At 57.8% G+C, this 20,376-nt stretch carries 23 protein-coding genes and 2 pseudogenes; 7 read left to right on the top strand and 18 right to left on the bottom strand.

Annotation, left to right across the window (positions count from 1 at the left end):
• Positions 1-126: 126 nt before the first annotated feature.
• Entirely contained in the window at positions 127-1,338 is a 1,212-nt protein-coding gene (locus tag P5706_RS32780; RefSeq protein ID WP_285684624.1) for an N-acetylmuramoyl-L-alanine amidase, read from the top strand.
• On the opposite strand, the pseudogene P5706_RS32775 reads toward P5706_RS32780, so the two are convergent.
• The 7 genes and pseudogenes from P5706_RS32775 to P5706_RS32745 all read right to left on the bottom strand — a co-directional run.
• Positions 1,335-1,544: pseudogene (locus P5706_RS32775) on the bottom strand (glutamine synthetase); the annotation flags it as partial. The gene P5706_RS32780 and the pseudogene P5706_RS32775 overlap by 4 nt on opposite strands.
• A gap of 167 nt (positions 1,545-1,711) precedes the next feature.
• A pseudogene (locus P5706_RS32770) lies at positions 1,712-2,967 on the bottom strand (cyclic di-GMP phosphodiesterase).
• A 117-nt stretch (positions 2,968-3,084) separates the two neighbouring features.
• Entirely contained in the window at positions 3,085-3,465 is a 381-nt protein-coding gene (locus P5706_RS32765) for a hypothetical protein (RefSeq protein ID WP_001054412.1), read from the bottom strand.
• On the bottom strand, positions 3,462-3,788 hold the full coding sequence (locus P5706_RS32760; protein WP_000091614.1) for a hypothetical protein: 327 nt from the start codon (positions 3,786-3,788) through the stop codon (positions 3,462-3,464). The genes P5706_RS32765 and P5706_RS32760 overlap by 4 nt, the downstream gene beginning before the upstream one ends.
• Before the next feature lie 23 nt (positions 3,789-3,811).
• On the bottom strand, positions 3,812-4,147 hold the full coding sequence (locus P5706_RS32755; RefSeq protein ID WP_000741275.1) for a hypothetical protein: 336 nt from the start codon (positions 4,145-4,147) through the stop codon (positions 3,812-3,814).
• 14 nt (positions 4,148-4,161) lie between these two features.
• Positions 4,162-4,497 carry a helix-turn-helix domain-containing protein gene (locus tag P5706_RS32750; RefSeq protein ID WP_001172026.1) on the bottom strand — a complete coding sequence of 112 codons (336 nt, stop codon included), beginning with the start codon at positions 4,495-4,497 and terminating at the stop codon, positions 4,162-4,164.
• Positions 4,478-4,855, bottom strand: a complete 378-nt coding sequence (locus P5706_RS32745) for a type II toxin-antitoxin system RelE/ParE family toxin (protein WP_033955292.1) — start codon at positions 4,853-4,855, stop codon at positions 4,478-4,480. The genes P5706_RS32750 and P5706_RS32745 overlap by 20 nt, the downstream gene beginning before the upstream one ends.
• Positions 4,856-5,046: 191 nt before the next feature.
• Between P5706_RS32745 and P5706_RS32740 the strand changes: the two genes are divergently transcribed.
• From P5706_RS32740 to P5706_RS32730, 3 genes are all read left to right on the top strand, one after another.
• Positions 5,047-5,649: a recombinase family protein gene (locus P5706_RS32740; RefSeq protein WP_010465829.1), complete on the top strand. Its 603-nt coding sequence runs from the start codon at positions 5,047-5,049 to the stop codon at positions 5,647-5,649.
• Positions 5,633-8,662: a Tn3 family transposase gene (locus tag P5706_RS32735; protein WP_024015041.1), complete on the top strand. Its 3,030-nt coding sequence runs from the start codon at positions 5,633-5,635 to the stop codon at positions 8,660-8,662. Before P5706_RS32740 ends, P5706_RS32735 begins: the two co-directional genes overlap by 17 nt.
• Before the next feature lie 236 nt (positions 8,663-8,898).
• Complete coding sequence (locus P5706_RS32730; protein WP_003464995.1) at positions 8,899-9,744, top strand: AraC family transcriptional regulator; 846 nt, start codon at positions 8,899-8,901, stop codon at positions 9,742-9,744.
• 29 nt (positions 9,745-9,773) lie between these two features.
• Here P5706_RS32730 and P5706_RS32725 read toward each other — a convergent pair whose 3' ends face one another.
• Entirely contained in the window at positions 9,774-10,292 is a 519-nt protein-coding gene (locus P5706_RS32725; protein WP_003464991.1) for a YkgB family protein, read from the bottom strand.
• A gap of 730 nt (positions 10,293-11,022) precedes the next feature.
• Between P5706_RS32725 and sdhC the strand changes: the two genes are divergently transcribed.
• The gene (sdhC, locus tag P5706_RS32720) at positions 11,023-11,397 is read left to right on the top strand and encodes a succinate dehydrogenase, cytochrome b556 subunit (protein ID WP_005005993.1); all 375 of its coding nucleotides are present in this window, start codon (positions 11,023-11,025) and stop codon (positions 11,395-11,397) included.
• A gap of 860 nt (positions 11,398-12,257) precedes the next feature.
• Here sdhC and P5706_RS32715 read toward each other — a convergent pair.
• The 5 genes from P5706_RS32715 to P5706_RS32695 form a co-directional block, all read right to left on the bottom strand.
• The gene (locus P5706_RS32715) at positions 12,258-12,524 is read right to left on the bottom strand and encodes a hypothetical protein (RefSeq protein WP_003464988.1); all 267 of its coding nucleotides are present in this window, start codon (positions 12,522-12,524) and stop codon (positions 12,258-12,260) included.
• A 169-nt stretch (positions 12,525-12,693) separates the two neighbouring features.
• On the bottom strand, positions 12,694-12,975 hold the full coding sequence (locus tag P5706_RS32710) for a DUF427 domain-containing protein (protein WP_003464986.1): 282 nt from the start codon (positions 12,973-12,975) through the stop codon (positions 12,694-12,696).
• 67 nt (positions 12,976-13,042) lie between these two features.
• On the bottom strand, positions 13,043-13,315 hold the full coding sequence (gene grxC, locus P5706_RS32705; protein WP_005005995.1) for a glutaredoxin 3: 273 nt from the start codon (positions 13,313-13,315) through the stop codon (positions 13,043-13,045).
• A 453-nt stretch (positions 13,316-13,768) separates the two neighbouring features.
• Positions 13,769-14,515 carry a ferredoxin reductase gene (locus P5706_RS32700; protein WP_002118292.1) on the bottom strand — a complete coding sequence of 249 codons (747 nt, stop codon included), beginning with the start codon at positions 14,513-14,515 and terminating at the stop codon, positions 13,769-13,771.
• Positions 14,508-15,155, bottom strand: a complete 648-nt coding sequence (locus P5706_RS32695) for a sulfite oxidase-like oxidoreductase (RefSeq protein WP_002118288.1) — start codon at positions 15,153-15,155, stop codon at positions 14,508-14,510. The genes P5706_RS32700 and P5706_RS32695 overlap by 8 nt, the downstream gene beginning before the upstream one ends.
• Before the next feature lie 422 nt (positions 15,156-15,577).
• Between P5706_RS32695 and P5706_RS32690 the strand changes: the two genes are divergently transcribed.
• The gene (locus tag P5706_RS32690) at positions 15,578-16,048 is read left to right on the top strand and encodes a TlpA family protein disulfide reductase (protein WP_003464979.1); all 471 of its coding nucleotides are present in this window, start codon (positions 15,578-15,580) and stop codon (positions 16,046-16,048) included.
• Between the two features lie 325 nt (positions 16,049-16,373).
• Here the strand turns inward: P5706_RS32690 and P5706_RS32685 are convergent, their stop codons facing one another.
• The 3 genes from P5706_RS32685 to P5706_RS32675 all read right to left on the bottom strand — a co-directional run bounded on the left by P5706_RS32685 (position 16,374) and on the right by P5706_RS32675 (position 18,243).
• Positions 16,374-16,667: a DUF1330 domain-containing protein gene (locus P5706_RS32685; protein WP_010591688.1), complete on the bottom strand. Its 294-nt coding sequence runs from the start codon at positions 16,665-16,667 to the stop codon at positions 16,374-16,376.
• Between the two features lie 58 nt (positions 16,668-16,725).
• Positions 16,726-17,157, bottom strand: coding sequence for a GlcG/HbpS family heme-binding protein (locus P5706_RS32680; RefSeq protein ID WP_005006001.1), 432 nt, complete (start codon positions 17,155-17,157; stop codon positions 16,726-16,728).
• A 72-nt stretch (positions 17,158-17,229) separates the two neighbouring features.
• A complete protein-coding gene (locus P5706_RS32675) occupies positions 17,230-18,243 on the bottom strand; it encodes a zinc-binding alcohol dehydrogenase family protein (protein WP_002118279.1) in 1,014 nt (337 codons plus the stop codon).
• Positions 18,244-18,318: 75 nt separating this feature from the next.
• Between P5706_RS32675 and P5706_RS32670 the strand changes: the two genes are divergently transcribed.
• The gene (locus tag P5706_RS32670) at positions 18,319-18,486 is read left to right on the top strand and encodes a hypothetical protein (RefSeq protein WP_016487060.1); all 168 of its coding nucleotides are present in this window, start codon (positions 18,319-18,321) and stop codon (positions 18,484-18,486) included.
• A 204-nt stretch (positions 18,487-18,690) separates the two neighbouring features.
• Here P5706_RS32670 and P5706_RS32665 read toward each other — a convergent pair whose 3' ends face one another.
• On the bottom strand, positions 18,691-19,659 hold the full coding sequence (locus P5706_RS32665; protein WP_003464971.1) for a magnesium and cobalt transport protein CorA: 969 nt from the start codon (positions 19,657-19,659) through the stop codon (positions 18,691-18,693).
• Positions 19,656-20,360, bottom strand: coding sequence for a glutathione S-transferase N-terminal domain-containing protein (locus tag P5706_RS32660; RefSeq protein ID WP_003464969.1), 705 nt, complete (start codon positions 20,358-20,360; stop codon positions 19,656-19,658). The genes P5706_RS32665 and P5706_RS32660 overlap by 4 nt, the downstream gene beginning before the upstream one ends.
• Between the last annotated feature and the right edge of the window lie 16 nt (positions 20,361-20,376).

The following is a 20,376-nucleotide window of genomic DNA, read 5'->3' as shown; positions in this document are numbered from 1 at the left end:
GCAGGTCCATCGTTGGAAATAAAAAGACATGTTATATTATAACTATTAAGTCGACGATGATTTTTCTGTTCCAGTCTTTCTTCAGTCATGTCGAGCAGGGACGCTCCTTTATTTGCGGTGTTTTTCATGCACAGACGTCAGCTTCTCAATCTGCTGCTGGTCAGCCCTCTGTTCACCTTTCCATTGGGGGCGTTCGCCACACAGATTCGTAATGCGCGCTTGTGGCGCTCCGACGACAAACTGCGGCTGGTGTTCGACCTCAGCGGCCCGGTGCAGTACAAGACCTTCTCCCTGACGTCGCCGGAGCGCGTGATCATCGACTTGAGCGGCGCCGGGCTCAGTGGTGATTTTTCGCAGTTGGCGCTGAAGAACAGTGGGATTACGTCGATTCGTTCGGGGCATTTCGGCAAGAGCGATACGCGCATCGTTCTGGACCTGGCCTCGCCGATGCAGCTCAACAGCTTTTTATTGCCGCCACAGGATGGCCAAGGCCATCGGCTGGTGCTCGACCTGACCAACGCTACCCACGCGCCGCGCCAGATTGCTGCGGAGCCGGCGCCGCTGGTGGCTCCAGTAGATAAAGCGCACCCCAAGCGCGACATCATTGTGGTGGTCGACCCCGGCCACGGCGGCAAAGACCCTGGCGCCATCGGCTCCAAGGGCCAGCGCGAAAAAGACGTGGTGCTGTCCATCGCCCAACTGCTGGCCAAACGCTTGAAGCGCGAGAAGGGCTTTGACGTGAAGTTGGTGCGCAACGATGACTTTTTCGTGCCGCTGCGCAAGCGCGTGGACATCGCCCGTCAGCACAAGGCCGATATGTTTATCTCGGTGCATGCCGACGCCGCGCCACGCCTCACCGCATCGGGCGCTTCGGTGTATGCGTTGTCGGAAGGCGGCGCCACCTCCGCCACTGCGCGCTTCATGGCGCAGCGCGAAAACGGCGCCGACCTGCTGGGCGCTACCACCTTGCTCAACCTCAAGGACAAGGACCCGATGCTGGCTGGGGTGATTCTCGATATGTCGATGAACGCCACCATCGCCTCCAGCCTGCAACTGGGCAGCTCGGTGTTGGGCAGCCTGCAAAACATCACCACGCTGCACCAGAAGCGCGTGGAGCAAGCCGGGTTTGCGGTACTCAAATCACCCGACGTGCCGTCGATCCTGGTGGAAACCGGGTTTATCTCCAACACCCAGGACGCCCAGCGGCTGGTGACGGCGCGTCATCAACAAGCCGTAGCGGATGGCCTGTTCGACGGCCTGAAAAAATACTTCGAGAAGAACCCGCCGATGAACAGCTACATGGCCTGGGTTCAGGAACAGAAGAGCGGCCAGGTCTAACAGCCGGTTATACGGCTGCACGTGAACTTGGCGCTGGCGCCACCCGAACTGGAAAACCGGTTGATGGTGGTCCAGCCCACGCGGCGCGTGTAGCCGACCCACGCCTCACCATCGGACGCCAACCCGGTAAAGAACGTCAGCTGCCCGTAGCGGCTGCTGGTCTGTGCCCAATAGCGTTTGCCGATCACTTCAAAACCGCGCAAATAGGGGATGTAAGCCGGAACCCCAGAAATTTCCGTCACCCTAGTTGGGTGGGCTCAACACTCGTGTCACCAGCTACCTTCTGGAGAATCGAGCTCGGCCATCCCTCCCTGGACGGGCATCGCTCGACGATGTTCAACGGCTCCCTCACGGGGCCGTCGTTTTGTGGGGGCTATTCCATCCACAAGTCGTCGAGGTTCTTGAAGTTCCAGAGCGTCGGGTCTTCGGGGCCAGTGATACTGTCCTTGCAACTCGTGGCCGCCAGGTCGATGGTCTGCATCGGGATCGGCTCTCTCGAGCGTAGCGAGAAGAACACGCGAACCTTGGGAGTCAGCAGTGATTCCATTCCCGGCTCAACGACAACGGCCAGACGCTGAGAGGACAGGCGAACCAAGGAGCCGACGGGGTAGATGCCCACGGCCTTGACGAAGGCGTGGAAGATGCGTTTGTCGAAATGGCCCTCCCACTTGGCCATCTGCCGCATCGCCGCGGACGGGTCCCACGGCTTTTTGTAGGCTCGCTCCGACGTCACGGCATCATAGACGTCGCAGATTGCGCCCATGCGGGCCAGGAGTGAAATGGCGTCACCGGCCAAGCGATCCGGGTAGCCGGTTCCGTCGATCTTCTCGTGATGGTGCAGGGCAATGTCCACCACCCCGGGCTCGGCCCCGCCTGCGCGCAGCATCTTTGCGCCCTCCACAGGGTGGCGCTTCATGATGGCGAACTCGGCATCGGTGAGCTTGCCTGGTTTGTTAAGCACTTCCAGCGGCATCGCGGCCTTGCCTAGGTCGTGCATCAGTCCGCCGATGCCAGCCAGGCGCGTTTGCTCCTCGTCTAGATCGAGATGCCGGGCCAGCGATAGCATCAGGGCGCAGACGGCAACCGAGTGCAGGTAGGTGTAATCGTCGTGCGTTTTGATGCGTGCGACGCTGATGAGGGCATGAGGTTGGCGCAGCACCGAGGCAGCGATTTCTCCGACCAGCGGCAACGTCGTGCTTGGGTCGACGGCCTTGCCAAGCCGGGCTTCCTGGAACATGTCCATGACTTGGGACTTGGCCGCAAGACAGAGTTTCCGTGCATAACACATTTCGCTCTCCATTGAGGTTGCGCCGTCACTTTTCTTGCTTAGTGGACTAGACGGCAGAGATTGCTCCTCCGACAATTCTCTGGGCTCTGGGCTCTGGGCTCTGGGCTCTGGGCTCTCTGGGCTCTCTGGGCTCTCTGGGCTCTCTGGGCTCTCTGGGTCGACTTGGCTTTTGGCCAAGTCGACCAGACCTCCCCGACGCCACATTCTCGAATGGCAGAGAGATCCTGAGGCTCGGTCAGCAGGAAGCTGCCGCGCCAGAATGGGTGTCGAACCCAAGAGCCGGCGAGCTTGTGGATGTACATGCCGAGACGAAGCTCGGATACGGGAATGCGTTTTACCAACTTATTTTCCTTTCTGAGTTGGGTGGTTAGGCGTGCGCCGAGGCTGGCACCCAGCGGTAGAGCGGAGGTAAGGTCACGCCAAGATTCTTGGATCAGCCGGAACCGCCGAAATTTCCGTCAGCCGATCAACATGGCTTTGTCTCGCGCTCGGTCGATGCGTTCCTGCATCGCCTGCATGACTTCTTCGTGGGTGTACGACTTGGCGTTGGGGTCGTCGGCCTCTCGGAGAGCTTCCTCGACCTCGCGGGTCATCCGCGCATATTCTTCCGGCCACAGCGCTTGCTCCATGCGCAGCGACGCCTGCCCAAGCAGGTGCAGCAGGCCGAACAGCCGCATGTCATTGGTGGCGACGACGTGCTCTCGAATCCGCTCCTGGATCACCTCGCAGGCCCGATGCGCCTCTGGCGTCGCCGTGCCCTCGTAGCCGGCTGGGAGTTCTGCTTCTTCAGCGATTCGCGCCCAAGCGATAGCCAGCGCCTCGATGGTGGACAGGTTCATTTGCTCATCCACTTGCGCAGCAGACGCTTTTTCAGGGAGGCGCGCTCTTGCGGATTGCGTCCCTTGTGGTTGGCAATGCGATCCGCCGTGGCGGCCTGGCGCTTGATGGGCCAGTAGGAGCGGCCATCCTTACCCATCGACCAGACGTTGCTGACCTGGTTTTCCAGTAGAGGCAGATGGGCGCATAGAGCTTCCGGCGACGCGCTGGCCAGCGCGGTGCGCTCGTGAGTTCGCCAGCGCTGATGCCAGAGTTTCTTGTCCTCGCGCTCGCTACGGCAGGTCGTGTGCCCAACGATGGGCGTTTTGCGGCGGCTGCGGCTCATGATGTGGTTGTCTCCAAGAACATTCAGGACAGGCTTTCTGGGTAGAGCGCCGTCAACCGGGACAGGGTTTCTTGCACTTGTTCCAGCGAGGTCATCAGATGATCAACCTGATCCTGAAGATCCACGGCGAGATCAAATAGCTCAGCCACTCGGCTGCGTGATCCCTCGTTGAACGCGGCCATTGCCAGTTGATGCAGCTTCAACAGGTCGGTGCGCAGTTGCGGAGGTGCGCCGTCTGCGCTGTCATTCAAATCGCCGCGCAGCACGTCCACGGCATCGACTGCACGCAGCAGTGCCGTGGTATCGAAATTCTCGGGAGTCAGTTCGTCCCATTCGTCGTCGGTGATGCGGGCTGCCATCAGGAGAGCTCCGATTAAGCGGTTGCGAGCGTTAGATGCCCGATCGGCTCGGCTGCTGGCCGTACCTTGATTTCGATGTCGTAGCCGAGGCGATTCAGACAATCCATCAGCTTGCGTTCGGATAGATTGGTGAAGTCGCCGCGCATCATGCCCGACACCTTCGGTTGCGGGATGCCCATGCGTTTGGCCGCCGCTTGTTGAGTCAGCCCAAGGGCGCGCATGGCCCTCCTGATCTCGACCACCAGGCCGGTCTTGATCTTGAGCTTTTCAGCGTCAGGCAGTCCAAGGTCGGCAAAGACGTTGCCCGAGCTGCGCTGAACCTCGACGCCTTCAATAATTCGTTTTTGCATTTCGTAGCTCCTGTGCCAATACCTCGGCCACCTTCAGCCGAGCGCGGATGATGTCCATGTCGGCCTTTGGCGTGGCGATTCCGCTCTTGCTCTTCTTCTGGAAGCAGTGCAGGACGAACACCGCTTCCGCAAACTTGACCGTGTATACCGCTCGATAGGTGCCGCCGGCATCGTCTTCGACGACCTCCAGCACGCCGGCACCACCGAACCCCTTGAGCACCTTTGCTGCGTCATCCTGATCGCCTATCTGCGCCAACGAGAGCGCGTAACCGAAACGGCGACGCACGTCGGACGGCAACGCCATCAAATCCTTGTGGCTGCTCGCGATCCATTCGAGCGGTTTTTCTTTGTTTGTCATGACGGAATTTTATACCTGTTCAGGTAATGATGTAAACGCGGCAACCTCAAGGAGGTGTCGTAAAACATTTGTTTTGCGACAGGCTGTCAGCCGCCGCTGTGCTACCTGTGCAACACCCCCTCAAAAATGTACGGAAAACTCTATCGCTATTCACTATTATGCGGAAACCTGTTTTTGATGGTTATCCGCCTATGTTGGTTGGCTACATGCGCGTGTCGTCGGACTCCGACCGCCAGAGCACGGACTTGCAGCGCGACGCGCTGCTCGCCGCCGGCGTCGATCCGCGTCACCTGTTTGAGGATCGTGCCTCTGGCGCGAAGGATGACCGTGCCGGCTTGGCGCGGGCGCTTGAGTTCGTTCGAGCCGGCGATGTGCTGGTGGTGTGGAAACTCGACCGGCTCGGTCGCTCGCTGTCGCACCTGCTCGCCATTGTGACTTCGCTCAAGGACAAGCGGGTGGCGTTCCGCTCGCTGACAGAGAACCTGGACACTACGACGCCCTCGGGCGAATTCCTGTTCCAGGTGTTCGGTGCGCTCGCGCAGTACGAGCGCGCCTTGATTCAGGAGCGCGTCGTCGCGGGCTTGGCCGCCGCACGCAAACGCGGCCGGATCGGCGGCCGGCCGCAGGCGATCACTGGTGAGAAGCTGGACGCCATCGTCGCCGCGCTCGATGGCGGCATGTCTAAGGCGGCGGTGTGCCGCAACTTCAATGTCAAGCGCACTACGTTGATCGAAACATTGACGCGAGCAGGTTGGCGTGGTGCGGGAAGGACGGTCGATGAGCAACAAGAATAAGCTACTCACCGTCTTTTCTGACGCAGAGCAGGAAGCCTTGTACGGCCTACCGGACTTCGACGATGCTCAGCGGCTGGAATACCTGGCGTTGGCCGAATCTGAACTGGCGTTCGCCAGCAGCCGGCCTAGCCTGCAGGCCCAAGTCTATTGCGTCTTGCAGATCGGCTACTTCAAGGCCAAGCATGCTTTCTTCCGCTTCGATTGGCATGAGGTCGAGGACGATTGCGCCTTCGTGCTGAGTCGCTATTTCCACGGCGAAGCGTTCGAACGCAAGGCGATCACCAAGCATGAGCACTACAGCCAGAGGGGTCAGATCGCCGAACTGTTCGGCTACCGGTCGTGGGCGGCTAGCTTCCTGCCGCAACTGGCACAGCAGGCTGAACAGATCGTGCGGCGCGACGTAATGCCAGGATTCGTGGCCGCCGAACTGATCGTTTGGCTCAGCGAGCACAAAATCATCCGGCCCGGCCACACCACCTTACAAGAGCTGGTCAGTGAAGCCCTGTCCACCGAACGCAGGCGCTTGGGCGGCTTGCTGGCAGAAGTGTTGGACGAATCGGCCAAAGCTGCGCTGGGCCAGCTCCTGGTGCGTGACGACACCCTGTCTCAACTGGCAGCGCTCAAGCAGGACGCTAAAGATTTCGGCTGGCGTCAGATGGCAGGGGAGCGCGAGAAGCGCGCCACGCTGAAGTCCTTGCACGGGATCGCCAAGGCGCTGCTGCCCAAGCTCGGCATCTCGCAGCAGAACCTGCTGTACTACGCGAGCCTGGCGAACTTCTATACCGTCCATGACCTGCGCCACCTGAAGGCGGAGCAGACCCGGCTCTACCTGCTGTGCTATGCCTGGGTACGTTACCGGCAGCTCACCGACAACCTGGTCGACGCGATGGCCTTCCACATGAAAAAACTTGAGGACGAGAGCCGCACGGGTGCGAAACAGTCCTTTGTCGCCGAACAGCTGCGACGCCATCAGGAAACGCCGCAGGTTGGCCGCCTGCTGTCGCTGTACGTGGACGACAGCGTGGCCGATCCGACGCCGTTCGGCGAGGTGCGCCAACGCGCCTACAAAATCATGTCCAGGGAATTGCTGCAAAACACGGCGCAGCGCATGAGCGTCAAGCCACTGAACAAACTGGCGCTGCACTGGCAGGCGGTGGACGGCCTGGCCGAACGCATTCGACGCCATCTACGGCCGCTGTACGTCGCGCTCGACTTCGCCGGCACGGCCCCCGATAACCCATGGCTCGCGGCGCTGACTTGGGCCAAGAGCGTGTTCGCCAAGCAGCAGCGCCTATCACAACGGCCACTCGACGAATGTCCGGCGGCAACGCTGCCGAAACGCTTGCGTCCGTACCTGCTAATGTTCGATGCCGAAGGCACGCCGACAGGCCTGCATGCCGATCGTTACGAATTCTGGCTTTACCGTCAGGTCAGGAAACGCTTCCAGGCGGGCGAGCTCTACATTGACGATAGCTTGCAGCACCGGCATTTGTCCGACGAGTTGGTTTCGATGGACGAGAAAGCCGCCGTGCTCGCGCAGATGGACATCCCCTTCCTGCGGCAGCCGGTCAGTGCCCAGCTCGATGCACTGGCGACCGAGTTGCGTGCGCAATGGGTGGCGTTCAATCGCGAGCTGAAACAGGGCAAGCTGACGCACCTGGAATACGACAAGGACACGCAGAGACTGACCTGGCGCAAGCCCAAGGGGGAGAACCAGAAGGCGCGCGAGCAAGCTCTCTACGAGCAACTGCCATACTGCGATGTCGCCGACGTGTTTCGCTTCGTCAACGGCCAGTGCCAGTTCCTGTCGGCGCTGACACCATTGCAGCCACGCTATGCGAAGAAGGTAGCCGACGCCGACAGTCTGATGGCGGTGATCATTGCCCAAGCCATGAACCACGGCAACCAGGTTATGGCACGTACCAGCGACATCCCGTACCACGTCCTGGAGAGTACCTACCAGCAGTACCTGCGCCAGGCGACGCTACATGTGGCCAACGATTGCATCAGCAACGCCATCGCCGCACTGCCGATCTTCCCGCATTACTCGTTCGACCTCGATTCGTTGTACGGTGCCGTTGATGGGCAGAAATTCGGCGTCGAGCGACCAACTGTGAAGGCGCGCTACTCGCGCAAATATTTCGGCCGCGGCAAGGGCGTCGTCGCCTACACGCTGCTGTGCAATCACGTGCCGTTGAACGGCTACCTGATAGGCGCACACGAGTACGAGGCTCACCACGTGTTCGACATCTGGTACCGCAACACGTCGGACATCGTGCCGAGCGCGATCACCGGCGACATGCACAGCATCAACAAGGCCAACTTCGCCATCCTGCACTGGTTCGGACTTCGTTTCGAGCCGCGCTTCACCGACCTCGACGACCAGTTGCAGGAGCTGTATTGCGCCGATGATCTGGCATTGTACGAGAAATGCCTGATCCGGCCGGCTGGCCAGATCGACCGGCAACTCATCGTCGGTGAGAAGGCGAACATCGACCGAATCGTCGCCACACTGGGCCTGAAGGAAATGACGCAGGGCACGCTGATCCGCAAGCTGTGCACCTATACGGCGCCGAACCCGACGCGGCGCGCAATCTTCGAGTTCGACAAGCTCATCCGCAGTATCTACACACTGCGCTACCTGCGCGACCCGCAACTGGAGCGTAATGTTCACCGCTCGCAGAACCGCATTGAGTCCTATCACCAGCTACGCTCGACCATCGCCCAAGTCGGTGGGAAGAAGGAATTGACCGGCCGCACCGACATCGAAATCGAGATCAGCAACCAGTGCGCCAGGCTGATCGGCAACGCGATCATCTTCTACAACTCGGCGATCCTGTCCCTGCTGCTGACGAAGTACGAGGCAGCTGGCAATGCCAAGGCGCTGGCGTTGATCACGCAGATGTCGCCAGCGGCCTGGCGGCACATCCTGCTGAACGGGCATTACACCTTCCAGACTGACGGCAAGTTCATCGACCTGGATGCGCTCGTGGCGGGACTGGAGCTGGGCTGACGGAAATTTCTGGGATTCCGGCGTACAACCCCGTAAAATAGAAGAGTGAGCACTTGATTTGCTGGTGCTTTCAAACAACGGTGTTGTTTTTTTAACAGCCGAACTGGAAAGGGAGGCTGAGCTGCTCAGTGATCACTTTATCCGTTGGCTGATTTACGCCGGCATGTTCGCTACAGGCACTGAACGACAACGCAGATGGTATGGTCTGTGCGTTCTGACTCGTCAAGGATCGGCCAATGGATCGTTTGTCTAATTTGCTCTCGCGGTTCGGCGTGCGGGCCAATCTGTTCTATGACGGCGACCTATGCGGCTCTGCATCTTACGATGGCGCCGAGCGGCGAGGTTATATCCATCTGCTTCAGGCCGGCAGCGTGACGTTGCTTGGTCCCGATCGCAAGGATTTGCAGCTCACTCGCCCTAGCTTGATTTTTATGCCACGCCCCGCCAAGCATCAATTGTTTGCGGGTGAGTCCGATGGCGCAAAGTTGTTGTGTGCTTCCATGGAGTTTGAGGGCGGAATTGATAATCCTTTGTCGGCTTCATTACCGGACTGTTTGGTGCTCGCACTCGATGATCTGCCCATGCTGGCAGACACGTTGGAGTGGATGTTTGCCGAGGCGGCAAATGTGCATTGTGGAAGGGAAGCCGCGCTTGAGCGCTTATTTGAGCTCCTAATCATTCTGTTGCTCCGTTACCTGCTCGATCATCACCAGTTGCGCACCGGAATGATGGCTGGACTGGCCGACATGCGGCTTGCCCGATCGCTTTTACAGATGCACAACTCCCCGGAACATGCCTGGTCAATAGCAGAGCTGGCCAGTGAGTCAAATATGTCACGCGCTGCGTATGCCGTGCATTTCAAGAGTGTCATCGGACAGACGCCTGCTGATTATTTGTTGAGTTGGCGAGTTAGCCTGGCTCAGAAGCTGATGCGAGAAGGGCGCTCGATTACGCTGATTGCAGCTCAAGTCGGCTACGAAAGTCCTTCGGCGCTGTCTCGCGCATTTAGACGCAAGACGGGGTTGAGCCCTCGTGACTGGTTGAAAGATCTGGCGGGGGAAAATGATGGCAAAAAGGCCTAAGGCATTACTGCCTTAAGCCATTGAAAAAATTATGCATTAATTTTACGTTTTTCCAGTTCAACCAGCGAATGGCCTGCCACAAATATCGAAACAGCAAGCAACCCTAAGTCTTTAAGCAGAAACTGACCTGGCGCAACGGAAATCGCCGGAAACCCTAAACTAGGCTCAATGACGCCCGGAGTGGAAAACATAAAGCTAAGGGTTGTGAAGAACAGGCCTGCAGACAGAGCGCCTCCTACCACGGATAGTTTGGGCGACAGCATGCGGCCTGCGATCAGAGTGCCGATCGAAATCTCTAGTATGCCGAGCAGGCTGGAGAACATGTCGACCGAAAAAATGCTATACACCCATCCCAAAAGCGGGCTGTTGCTCACCAGTGGAACCAGGCCCTCGGCCTCGTAGTGGGTAAATTTCATGCCGCCGAACCAGAAGTAAATAATAGCGAGAGCCAAGTACGCGCCATAGATACCTAGCCCCATAGTTTTGGTTCCAAGCGTTAAGTGGGCCTGTACGCTGGACTTCGAGTTTTCAATGCCTATGGTTTTCATGTCTGAGCTTCCAGTAGTGAGTGAGAGTGTGTTGGCTGCCGAACGCCGTATGCGTTGGCGATGAGATGATTATGGCTGGCATCTCTAATCAAGAGGCATCAGAAAGTATTGATTTCAGTGCAGATCGTCTTGGGCGGTGCAATTCGCGATGAAGGGATCGCCGTGGAGAGCGATGAGTGCACTATTTCGATAAAGGAGTCGTTTTACATAGGTCGATGAAGCGCGTTGCGGCATCGCCTACTGTCATTTCTCAAATCTGACTATGGGGCTTGGGGCGAAGGGCGGCACTGACTAGGCTTAGAACAGCTACCAACTAGCCGCGCGGCCGCGATGCACAAAGAATGGTAACTGAGCCGTGAGTGCGGTGGGCGCCCGCATTTATTTCCAAACCCTACAGATACATCGATCTTCGACTTCAACCGGGCAGATAGCTGTTGCAGCAAGCCTATCAATCGACTTTGACGTGTTAAAGAGGATAGGTTTTCCAGGGTTGGGGAACAGCATGCCCTGCAGAACGACACACGTCACTTTTGTTAAATTAATAAGCTAGCTACCTATTGGGCATAACCTTGCAATTTGCTTCAATTTACGCACATGCACTTGCGACCTCAAAATGCAACGTAAGCCCCGAATATCTCCATTATTGTCGCCGCCAGCCTTAGTTACAGCTGCTATGATGAATGAGATCGAAAACTGAAATCCCCCACTAGAATTGTTGACTGGAGTCAAAATGAATAAAAAGCGGCCGGTTAATCTTGATATTCGAACCATTCAGCTTCCTCTCACGGCGCTTACATCGATTCTGCACCGGATTTCAGGAATTATGCTCTTTATTTTTCTGGGACTGATACTGTATATGCTGAGCAAATCGTTGGAGTCAGAAAAGGGTTTTAATGAAGTCAAGGAGATTTTTTCTTCACCTTTCGGCAAAGTTAGTTTCTGGTTGGTATACTCTTCATTTATTTATCATCTCGTAGCCGGAATTCGACACCTAGTTATGGATGTGGGTGTTGGTCATACTTTGAAAGGCAGCAATCGCGCCTCTACTATTGTTTTAGTAGTGTCGGGTGTTTTAATGGTTGCTGGCGCCGTATGGATTTGGTAGCTGTGGAGTCGTAATGCGTATTTACAAGGACTAAAAGCGTCCTTTAAAGCTAACTTACGAAAGTATTTATAATCGACGGTTCACGCTTAAACGGTTGAATCCTTTCGGGCTTCCGAATAGCTGTTAGCTGAAAGCTATCATGAGCTAAGTTTTCTGTGCATCATCAAATGTGTTAATGGGAGCGCCATAGTACTAGGTACAAATATGGCTCTAGGACAATGTTAGATGTTTTGGATTTTGAGGCGGATCGCTCTTATCGAAGATCGTCTAATTCGCTCTGAAGCGCAGGTTTTTTGAAACTATCACCTGGTTGGCACACTGTGCGAATCAACATCAGATATGAGAAAGCCAATCAGGTGAACACTACCCTCGAGGGCTCATCTGTCCAGTTAAAGCCTCGAGTCTTTCTGGGTGCGCAAAAGACAAGAAGGTTATATGGGAAAATTATGAGGCCTGGATACCATGCGTCATGGGCGTGCCGATGCTGTGAGTGACAGAGCGAGAAGCAAGTGAAAGTCCCTGAAGTAGGGGCGGGATGCGCCCGAGTGGCATTTTTTGTCTTAAGGTAGATCGCGTAGCTGTTCTTCAGAATAATCTTCAGAGCGTTGACGACAGCCATCGCTGTGCATTCCTCAAGAATAGAATGTGTCGGAAGGGTGGCGTCATTGGTGTTAGTCATCGCTTAGGATTTCTCAATCTGGCTTACACGGGCGCCTGTACCGATATCCCCGCGGATGGCGACGTATCGATGTTGAATTCCTCGCCAGACGAAGTGCAATGAGCTGCGGCTATAGGCTTGCGCAGCCTTAGATAGCCGGCCGTCGCAGGCGCGCCGGTTGGCCGGGATCTTCTTCTGCCCGTCAGGTGTCCGGTCGGAACTCCAGCACGAACGCTACGACCTTTTCGGCGGACATTTCGCACGGCTTCAACAATGTCCTATCTGATGTAACGCGGAAGAGGTTGAAGCTGACAATGTCAGTCCCGTCCAACTCCCTGGCGAACAGACTGTTGCGACGTCCGTCCCCAGATCGCCGGACGATCAAGCTGAAACGCCGGCCTTCATAAGTCCCTTCTCTGTATCCCTCCGCAAGCTTCGCGAAAGCGGCATCGAACTCGGAATGCTCCATGTCATCCATCCTTATTGATAGAACAGAGGCGCGGCGGGTGCGAGACCGCCAGTGCCGGGTCGCGCTAAGGTGCCGGGCAGATTCCTGCAGCCGACGAGGCCCGGGGTGGGCAGGATAATTGAGATGTCGGCGCCCGCATGGCTATCAGCGAAGTCGTCCGTCCAGTCTGCTAGGCAACGTCCACGCCTTTCCAGAAAGCGATGTAATCCCGGATACCCTCGGCATCCGGAGTGGGGGCGGGATAGGTCCAAGCGGCGTTCACGTTGAGCGCGTCACCCGCGCGAACATGAAAGAAGCGCGCGGCGCCTTTGATCGGACAGACAGATGTGTGCGGGCTCATCTCAAGCAGGCTCAGGTCGACTCCTGACGGTGGGAAGTAGTGATTTCCCTCGACGATGACTGTTTCGTCGCTTGTGGCGATAGTAGTGTCTTTCCAGATGGCTGAGACCAACGGACTCTCCTTTTGTATTCATCAACCGGCGAAGGCTCGCGGGCTGGCTGCCCCAAGCCGCACCTCCTCAGGTGGCAGGCGGGTTGCGCCCGAGAAGTTTGTCGAGCTCGCCTCTGACATCGAGCGCGAATAGCTCATCGGAGCCACCGATAAGGGTGCCATTGATGAAGATCTGCGGCACGGAGCTTCGCCCCGACGCTTCCGCCATGGCCTGCCGGTGAGCCGGATCCGCCTCAATATCGAGCTCCTTCCATCGCACGCCCTTTTCCTTGAGGAGCGCCTTCGCTCGGCGGCAGAACGGGCACCAATTCGTGGTGTACAGCAATACATCAGTTGTCATATTGCATCTCCGGCAGTTGCACGCGGATCGCTGTCATGGCGTTGATCTCCAATTCGCGGCGTTCAAAGATGGCGACTGCACCTTGGCCGACATCGGAGCAGATGCTGACGATTGGCCGCTATCCAGGCGACATGGCCCAAAGTGCTTTCACCGCCAGGCAGAGGCCGCACGCGCCTCCTGTAGCGCCGAGCCGATGCTCTAAGGTAACCGAGCCTCGATTGGGACGGAAGCGGTCCCGCTCGAATCGCCCATCATGCTGGTCGAGCATATCAGGACGACGGATAGTGCAGGAACTTTCAAATTGAGCTTGATGTCGAGCCAGGTATCGCGAGCGAAGGCGTTCTAGAGGCCGGGGGGTACGAAGACTGTGTTCGGCAAAACGGTTCACGTTGATCGCCAAAGCTTCCCAGGGCGCACGTCTACGATCGGCGCGACGTGAGATAGCTCGCGCCGCTAGCCCCCGTAGCGCTCCGTCTTGATGATGGAGGCGTCCAAGCCCGCCAGCAGCGCGCTATCGGTTGCGATGTTGACGAATCCGTTAGACCCGCAGACGAACACTTGCGTCGGCTTTCCCTGAAGCCTGGTTAGAATTTCTTGGACCATCATGCCGTCGATCCGTCGCGCAAAGTCCGATGCGCGAACCGGTTTCTCGCGCGTAATCGCGAGCGCCAGGACGAACGCCGGATCGCTGATTTCGATGCAATGAAGTTCTTCTGAGAAGAGAACGTCCTCGGCGGTTCGTGCGGACAGGAGCAACGCTGTCGGAACGGCTTGGGCCAATGCGCGGCGCTGCCGGATCATTGCCATCAACGGCACGAGGCCGGAGCCTCCCCCGATCAACAGAACCGGATCTATGGCAGGCTCAGGCCAAAGGAAATGGCCACCGAGCGGACCGCGAACTTCGATTTCGTCACCAATCGCCGCGATGTCGTGAAAAAACGGCGAAACTTCGGCATCCGGCATGCGCTCGATAGCTATCTCGACGATCGGGGTCGAAACTGCCGATGACGCGATCGAGTAGCTGCGCATTGCACTGTAGCCGTCGGGCGCGGTCAGCCGGATATCGACGTGCTGACCTGCGGTGTGCGCGAACGGCTTGCTCAACCGAAGGAAGAAGCTCTTGATACTCGGTGTTTGCTGGATGATGTCGTCGATCACGCATGATTGCCACGAACGGACTTGCGCTTCGTTTTCAGTCATGGGTGTATCGTTGTTCGCGCCACGGATCGCCGTAGATGTGATAGCCGTGCAGCTCCCAAAAGCCGGCCTCGTCACGCGTCGTGAATTGCAGCGCATTCACCCATTTGGCGGATTTCCAGAAGTAAAGGTGCGGCACTAGAAGACGCGCCGGCCCCCCATGATCGCGGGAAAGTGGCTTGCCCGCATAACTGAGGGCGACCATCGCTTTCCCGGAAAGCAGATCCGTCAGAGGGACGTTTGTCGAATAATTATCGTAGCAGTGCGCCAAGACGAAATCGGTAGGCCGATCAAGCTCTGCATCTGCAAGGATGTCTTCAATGAGTACACCCTCCCAAACGGTATCCAGTTTGGACCAAGAGGTGACGCAGTGAATATCCTTTGTCACCTGGGTCTTTGGTAGAGTGTTGAATTCGCCCCAATTCCACGTTTTGACGGGCTTCGGACCAATTTTGACTGTGAATTTCCAGTCGGAGGGCTCTACCCTCGGCGTAGGGCCGGCCGACAGAACAGGGAAATCCTCCACCAGATGCTGACCTGGCGGAATCCGATCGGACTGGTCGCCTGAACCGCGACCGGTGAAACCTCTGGTGACCATAGTGACCCCTCTTGCTCGATACGGCAGACCGAAGCCGGCCTTCATTTCAGTACTCTGCGTAAAGCATTTGCCCGCACATCCGCCGAATAAGCCAATCGACTAAAAATCAGATACAGATGCTCTATCATCGTAAAAAATCGCGTATCGAACATAGCGTCAGGCCAGCATGATTCCCAATACCCAATGGCTATAGGGTAGATAACCCCAAGGCTGCGTACGCTGATCTGCGGTATGCGGAGCGGAAGTTGCAGGTTCGCTCTCAAACGGATGGGCAGCGTGCAAAGCTCAAGGCTCACCAGCGCATGGTTGCCCAGTTCGCGCTCGCCGGCAGCTTGAGTATATTAAGGACGAAATGTCGATCTGATCTATTCTGGCTTCAGGAAATAGGGAAAATAAGGTCGGACGTTCGCGCACCGTCGCGACGCGCGATCATCCACTAAGCTTCTGTATCGGGGTTGGAGGATCAGATGAACGAGATCGAACGACAAGCGCCTGAGCTGCGGGTGCAAAAATGGATTGGCAAAGATGGGGAAAGTATCGCGCCGTTCAAACTGTCAGATATCGGGCCCGGCCCGAAAATCTTGTTTGCCTTCCAGCATTGGTGCCAAGGTTGCCATTTGCATGGGTTTCCGACGCTACAAAAGTTGCATGCAGCGTTGAGCTCAAAAGACGTGGGGTTCGCAGTGATCCAGACCGTCTTCGAAGGAACGCATGAGAATACCTTCGAGAAGTTGCGCGTGAACCAGCTCAAGTATGAGCTTCCTATCGTTTTCGGTCACGACGAGCAACCGACCGGCTCGCCGTTTCCAACCTTCATGGAAGACTACCGCACACGAGGAACTCCGTGGTTTACGGTTATCGACGCTGGCGGTAGCATTGTTTTCTCGGACTTCCATCTCGACGCGGAGCGACTAGTGAAGCAACTTGAGCAAGGTTAATCGTTGGAAGGTGGGCAATCATCCTGATTGCCACCCATCCCCTGATGCCCACTACAGGCGTTGCGCGCTGTAACTCTGTTGATCAGCGTGCGAAAACCCGGATCCGGATAGGAGGAGCGTCAACGATTGAATCAATCCGTTGGGAGAGGGCGGCTCCGCTCCGTCAGCTCGGCAATAGATAACCCATTCTCGCCGAGCAACTCTCTGATCCGATCGACGATATGAGCCCCTAGCGCCGCTGTCTTGGTCCCCCCCACAGATTCCCAAGATGCGAGTTCACACGCCGATACCTCGTGGTCAGCGCCGAAGTGCTTCTGTCGGTATGTCACCGCCGCCCTTCAATGATAAAGGCGCGGTAACGGGAACCGGCAAAGCGTTGAGCAGCGATGGTTTGGTAGGCGGGACTGTCATACCAGTCGCGAGCGGCCTGCATCGTCGGGAAACGCAAGATTACGGCCCCTTCGATGGGCGGCCCCTCCAAATGCTGGATCGCGCCATAAGCGGCGAGAAAGGTAACGTCGTGACCATCGAACGATGGTCCGACGCCTGCAGAATAGGTTGCGAGTGCATGTGGGTCGCTGGTTTCTTCCCGCGTAAAGACGACGAACGCTTCCATCATTAGGCCTCTCAAAGGTTGGATCTGTTGGCCATTACCACCGGTGATGGCCTCACAGTCGTCAGGCTGGCAACTGGAACCCGATTTTCATGAGTGCCTCGACGCACGCATCCTGATCCTGCTGATAGTTGCCTCCGGAGATGCCTATGCCGCCGATCAACTTCCCATCCTCCAGAATCGGATAACCGCCGCCGACAGCGACCATCCGAGGGCGATAGGCTAGCGGCGCCACTTTTGGATCGTTGGTCACATAGTCGTTCCAGACATGGGTCGGGAACCCAAACGAGGCGGAACTCCAGGCCTTGTCGATGGCAACATCGACGGTAAGGAACGGCGCATCGTCGGTGCGCTCGAACGCGCGCAGGTTACCGGTGGCGTCGACGACGGCGACGGCAGCCGGGATGCCGATGGCACGGGCCGCAGCGAGCGCCGCGTCGATGAGGGCGACTGCGGTTTCGCGGTTGATCGAGGCGGTGGCAATAGATTTGGTCATGGGATTCTCATCGCTGGGGCATAACCCGTTCGGCTTTTTGAGGTTGGACAAGATGTTTGGCGATCGCGGTCGTTAGAAGCCTTCGAGGACGATCTTGCCTTTAGCCGCGCCACTTTCGATCAGTGCATGCACCGTCTTCAGATTGGCGGCATTGATCGGCGACAGTCGCCGGGTCAGCGTCGTGCGGATTTTGCCGTCGTCAACCAGCGCTGCCATCGCATCCAGAATCTCGCCCTGCTCATTCATGTCGGGCGTGCCGTAGATCGACCGCGTGAACATCAGCTCGTGGTGGATCGACACCGCCTTGCGCTTGAAAACCATGATATCGAATGCCTTGGGATCGTCGATCAGTCCGAACCGTCCTTGTGGGGCGATCAGTTCGGCGATGTCGGCGACATGTTGCTCGGTATGTGTGGTCGAAAAGACGAAAGCGGGAGCACCGATGCCGAGTTCGGCGATCTGTGGCGCGAGCGGACGAGAATGGTCGATGACGTGGTGAGCTCCAAGCCCTCTTACCCACTCTTGGGTTTCCGGTCGAGAGGCTGTGGCGATGACGGTGAGGTCCGTGCGCTGTCGCGCGATCTGGACGGCGATCGACCCAACCCCGCCCGCGCCACCGATGATGAGGATCGCCTCCGCCGCACCGGGTACGGGCTTCGCCACGTCCAGGCGGTCGAACATCGCCTCCCAGGCCGTCAACGTCGTCAGCGGCAGCGCCGCCGCTTCCGCCCAGGAGAGCGACGCAGGTTTGTGACCGACAATCCGGGCGTCGACGAGATGGAACTCCGCATTGGTACCGGGCCGTGTGATCGATCCGGCATAATAGACCTCGTCGCCTAACTCGAACTGCGTGACGTCGGGGCCGACCTCGCGCACAATCCCGGCGGCATCCCATCCCAGCACCTTCCAATCGCCATCTGCCGGCGGCGTGCTGTTGCGGACCTTGTAGTCGACCGGGTTGACCGAGACGGCCTTCACCTCAACCAGGATATCGTATCCTGCAGCGACAGGCCGAGGCAGATTGATGTCGACCAGCGCGGCATCCGCGGCGATGGGTCCCGGAACCTTGTAACCAATGGCTTTCATAAATGTCTCCAGCTTGCTTGATCGGATGACGCGAATGCTCGTTAGTCAACTTCTTCTACATTGAGGTCCCGACTCTTGAACTGGGTCGCGGTAGCAGATTTCATCGAACACGTCGATCAACAGGCCCTTATGCTCGGTCGCCGGATCGGTGATCGCGTAGAGGGTGGAGGCGTTATCGCCATCATCACCGCTTCCGAGGCGAAACGCCGCGTCGACGCAGATGCCGCACGGACCGATGGTTGATCCTGGCTCGAGATCGACGAGATTGCTGTCCTTGACGCGCTATTCGCGGTCTTAGCCCTTGGCGATGAAGGACTGAACTGCTTGTAGAGCGTCGGTCAGCTGCTATGTCATGGACGCACCTTCATCTTGAGTTGGATTGGACAAGCTTCCGTATAAGGCCCGCTGTAACCGTCAGATGACGGCGAAGAAAACGATGGGCAGTATTCACAGCCACTTAGCCTTCTTGAAGCGCACAAATAGGAAAACGCACGATATCGCTATCACTCCGAGCACGACAAAGTATCCGTAGGCCGTGTCCAGCTCCGGCATGTGCTTAAAGTTCATGCCGTATATTCCAGCGATCGCCGTCGGGACTGCCAGTATTGCCGCCCAAGCCGCCAGCTGGCGGGTGATCACCCCCGTCCTTTGCGCTTCAAGAAGGCTGCTGGCCTCAAAGACCGTGGACAGGACAAGCAGGAGGCCGTCGACCATGGACTGCACGCGGTGGACATGGTCCGCGACGTCGTGGAAATATGGTGTCATTTCGGCGCTGATGCAGGGAAAGTGGCCGCGAACGAGCTTTCGCACCAGCTCGGCCATAGCCCCGAGCGTGCGCTGGAACCGCGTGAGTTCGGACCTTAGTTCGAAGATTCGCGCCACCTCTTCTGGCCCGAGGAAATCGTGCAGCGACCGTCGCTCCATCGCCAGGACGTCGTCCTCGATCATTTCGAAGATGGGCAGATACTGGTCGACCACGCGATGCAAGATCGCGTGCAGCACATAGTCGACACCCTTGCCGAACTGCGTCGGCGATGCCTCGAGTTGCTCCCGAAGTTTGCCCAGCGCTCCGGCATTGCCGTGCCGCACGGTGATAAGGTGATTGTGACCGGTGAAGATCGCCATCTTGCCGTAGCTGATCCGGTCGCCGACCAGCTCGGCGGTCTGCGCGACGACGTACAACTCATCGTTGTAGACCTCGAGCTTGGGCGGGCACAGCGGGTGCATCGCGTTGTCGATCGCCAACGGATGAAGATTATATGTCCTTTGGATCGCGAGTAGTTCCTCGGGGGTGGGTTCGCTAAGCGCGATCCAGCAGAAGCCCGAGCGACTCTCGCCCAACTTGACGTGCTCATCGAGCGCGATTTCGCGAACTCGCTTGCCTTCGTTGTAATAATAGGCGGCGATGATGCTCATGCTGGCCTCGCGGGAATGTGGAGGCCACGCTGGACGGCCGGTCGAGCCAGCCCGCGTCCAAGCCATGCGCGGACGTTCGAAAAGCTGCTGAGGCCAAGGATGTCACCCGCAGCGTAGAATTCCACCAGCGCATTCACCCAGCCGAGCGTCGCGATGTCCGCGATCGAATAGTCGTCGACGATCCAGTCGCGGCCTTCCAGCCGGCGATCCAGAATCCCCAGCAGACGCGTGGATTCGTCGATAAAGCGCTGTTGCGGCCGCTTGTCCTCATAGTCCTTGCCGCCAAATCGCAGGAAGAAGCCGAGCTGACCGAACATCGGCCCGATGGCCGACATCTGAAAGAACACCCACGCTAGGGTCTCGTAACGCTGGCCTGGTTCGGTGGAGATGAACTGACCCGTCTTGTCGGCCAGATAGAGGAGGATCGCACCGGATTCCCATAAGGCGATGGGTCTACCGTCAGGGCCAGCCGGATCGATGATCGCCGGTATGCGTCCGTTCGGGTTCAGCGACACGAACGCCGGATCCTTCGACTCGTTGTTCGAGATGTCGATCAGGTGGGGCTCGTACGCCAGGCCAGTCTCCTCAAGCATGATCGAGACCTTGACGCCATTGGGCGTAGGGGCTGCGTAGAGTTGCAGGCGATCGGGATGAGATGCCGGCCAGCGCTGCGTGATCGGAAAGGACGAGAGGTCTGGCATAAATCTGCGATCCTGG

The sequence above is a fragment of the Pseudomonas sp. ChxA genome, assembly GCF_030263855.1.
In the GTDB taxonomy this organism is placed as follows: Bacteria; Pseudomonadota; Gammaproteobacteria; order Pseudomonadales; family Pseudomonadaceae; genus Aquipseudomonas; species Aquipseudomonas fluorescens_CB.
Note: the sequence above shows the minus strand (reverse complement) of the source record. Positions and strands in the feature narration are given on the sequence as shown.

What these genes read in the sequence shown, in the direction of transcription:
- grxC (WP_005005995.1), bottom strand. Translation starts at nt 13,315, where the DNA reads ATGACAACTGATGTATTGCTGTACACCACGAATTGGTGCCCGTTCTGC.
- P5706_RS32780 (WP_285684624.1), top strand. Translation starts at nt 127, where the DNA reads ATGCACAGACGTCAGCTTCTCAATCTGCTGCTGGTCAGCCCTCTGTTC.
- P5706_RS32755 (WP_000741275.1), bottom strand. Translation starts at nt 4,147, where the DNA reads ATGGCAGCCCGCATCACCGACGACGAATGGGACGAACTGACTCCCGAG.
- P5706_RS32750 (WP_001172026.1), bottom strand. Translation starts at nt 4,497, where the DNA reads ATGCAAAAACGAATTATTGAAGGCGTCGAGGTTCAGCGCAGCTCGGGC.
- P5706_RS32685 (WP_010591688.1), bottom strand. Translation starts at nt 16,667, where the DNA reads ATGATGGAAGCGTTCGTCGTCTTTACGCGGGAAGAAACCAGCGACCCA.
- P5706_RS32715 (WP_003464988.1), bottom strand. Translation starts at nt 12,524, where the DNA reads ATGGAGCATTCCGAGTTCGATGCCGCTTTCGCGAAGCTTGCGGAGGGA.
- P5706_RS32695 (WP_002118288.1), bottom strand. Translation starts at nt 15,155, where the DNA reads ATGAAGGCCGGCTTCGGTCTGCCGTATCGAGCAAGAGGGGTCACTATG.
- P5706_RS32765 (WP_001054412.1), bottom strand. Translation starts at nt 3,465, where the DNA reads ATGAACCTGTCCACCATCGAGGCGCTGGCTATCGCTTGGGCGCGAATC.
- P5706_RS32735 (WP_024015041.1), top strand. Translation starts at nt 5,633, where the DNA reads ATGAGCAACAAGAATAAGCTACTCACCGTCTTTTCTGACGCAGAGCAG.
- P5706_RS32690 (WP_003464979.1), top strand. Translation starts at nt 15,578, where the DNA reads ATGAACGAGATCGAACGACAAGCGCCTGAGCTGCGGGTGCAAAAATGG.
- P5706_RS32700 (WP_002118292.1), bottom strand. Translation starts at nt 14,515, where the DNA reads ATGACTGAAAACGAAGCGCAAGTCCGTTCGTGGCAATCATGCGTGATC.
- P5706_RS32725 (WP_003464991.1), bottom strand. Translation starts at nt 10,292, where the DNA reads ATGAAAACCATAGGCATTGAAAACTCGAAGTCCAGCGTACAGGCCCAC.
- P5706_RS32680 (WP_005006001.1), bottom strand. Translation starts at nt 17,157, where the DNA reads ATGACCAAATCTATTGCCACCGCCTCGATCAACCGCGAAACCGCAGTC.
- sdhC (WP_005005993.1), top strand. Translation starts at nt 11,023, where the DNA reads ATGAATAAAAAGCGGCCGGTTAATCTTGATATTCGAACCATTCAGCTT.
- P5706_RS32740 (WP_010465829.1), top strand. Translation starts at nt 5,047, where the DNA reads ATGTTGGTTGGCTACATGCGCGTGTCGTCGGACTCCGACCGCCAGAGC.
- P5706_RS32665 (WP_003464971.1), bottom strand. Translation starts at nt 19,659, where the DNA reads ATGAGCATCATCGCCGCCTATTATTACAACGAAGGCAAGCGAGTTCGC.
- P5706_RS32745 (WP_033955292.1), bottom strand. Translation starts at nt 4,855, where the DNA reads ATGACAAACAAAGAAAAACCGCTCGAATGGATCGCGAGCAGCCACAAG.
- P5706_RS32760 (WP_000091614.1), bottom strand. Translation starts at nt 3,788, where the DNA reads ATGAGCCGCAGCCGCCGCAAAACGCCCATCGTTGGGCACACGACCTGC.
- P5706_RS32675 (WP_002118279.1), bottom strand. Translation starts at nt 18,243, where the DNA reads ATGAAAGCCATTGGTTACAAGGTTCCGGGACCCATCGCCGCGGATGCC.
- P5706_RS32730 (WP_003464995.1), top strand. Translation starts at nt 8,899, where the DNA reads ATGGATCGTTTGTCTAATTTGCTCTCGCGGTTCGGCGTGCGGGCCAAT.
- P5706_RS32660 (WP_003464969.1), bottom strand. Translation starts at nt 20,360, where the DNA reads ATGCCAGACCTCTCGTCCTTTCCGATCACGCAGCGCTGGCCGGCATCT.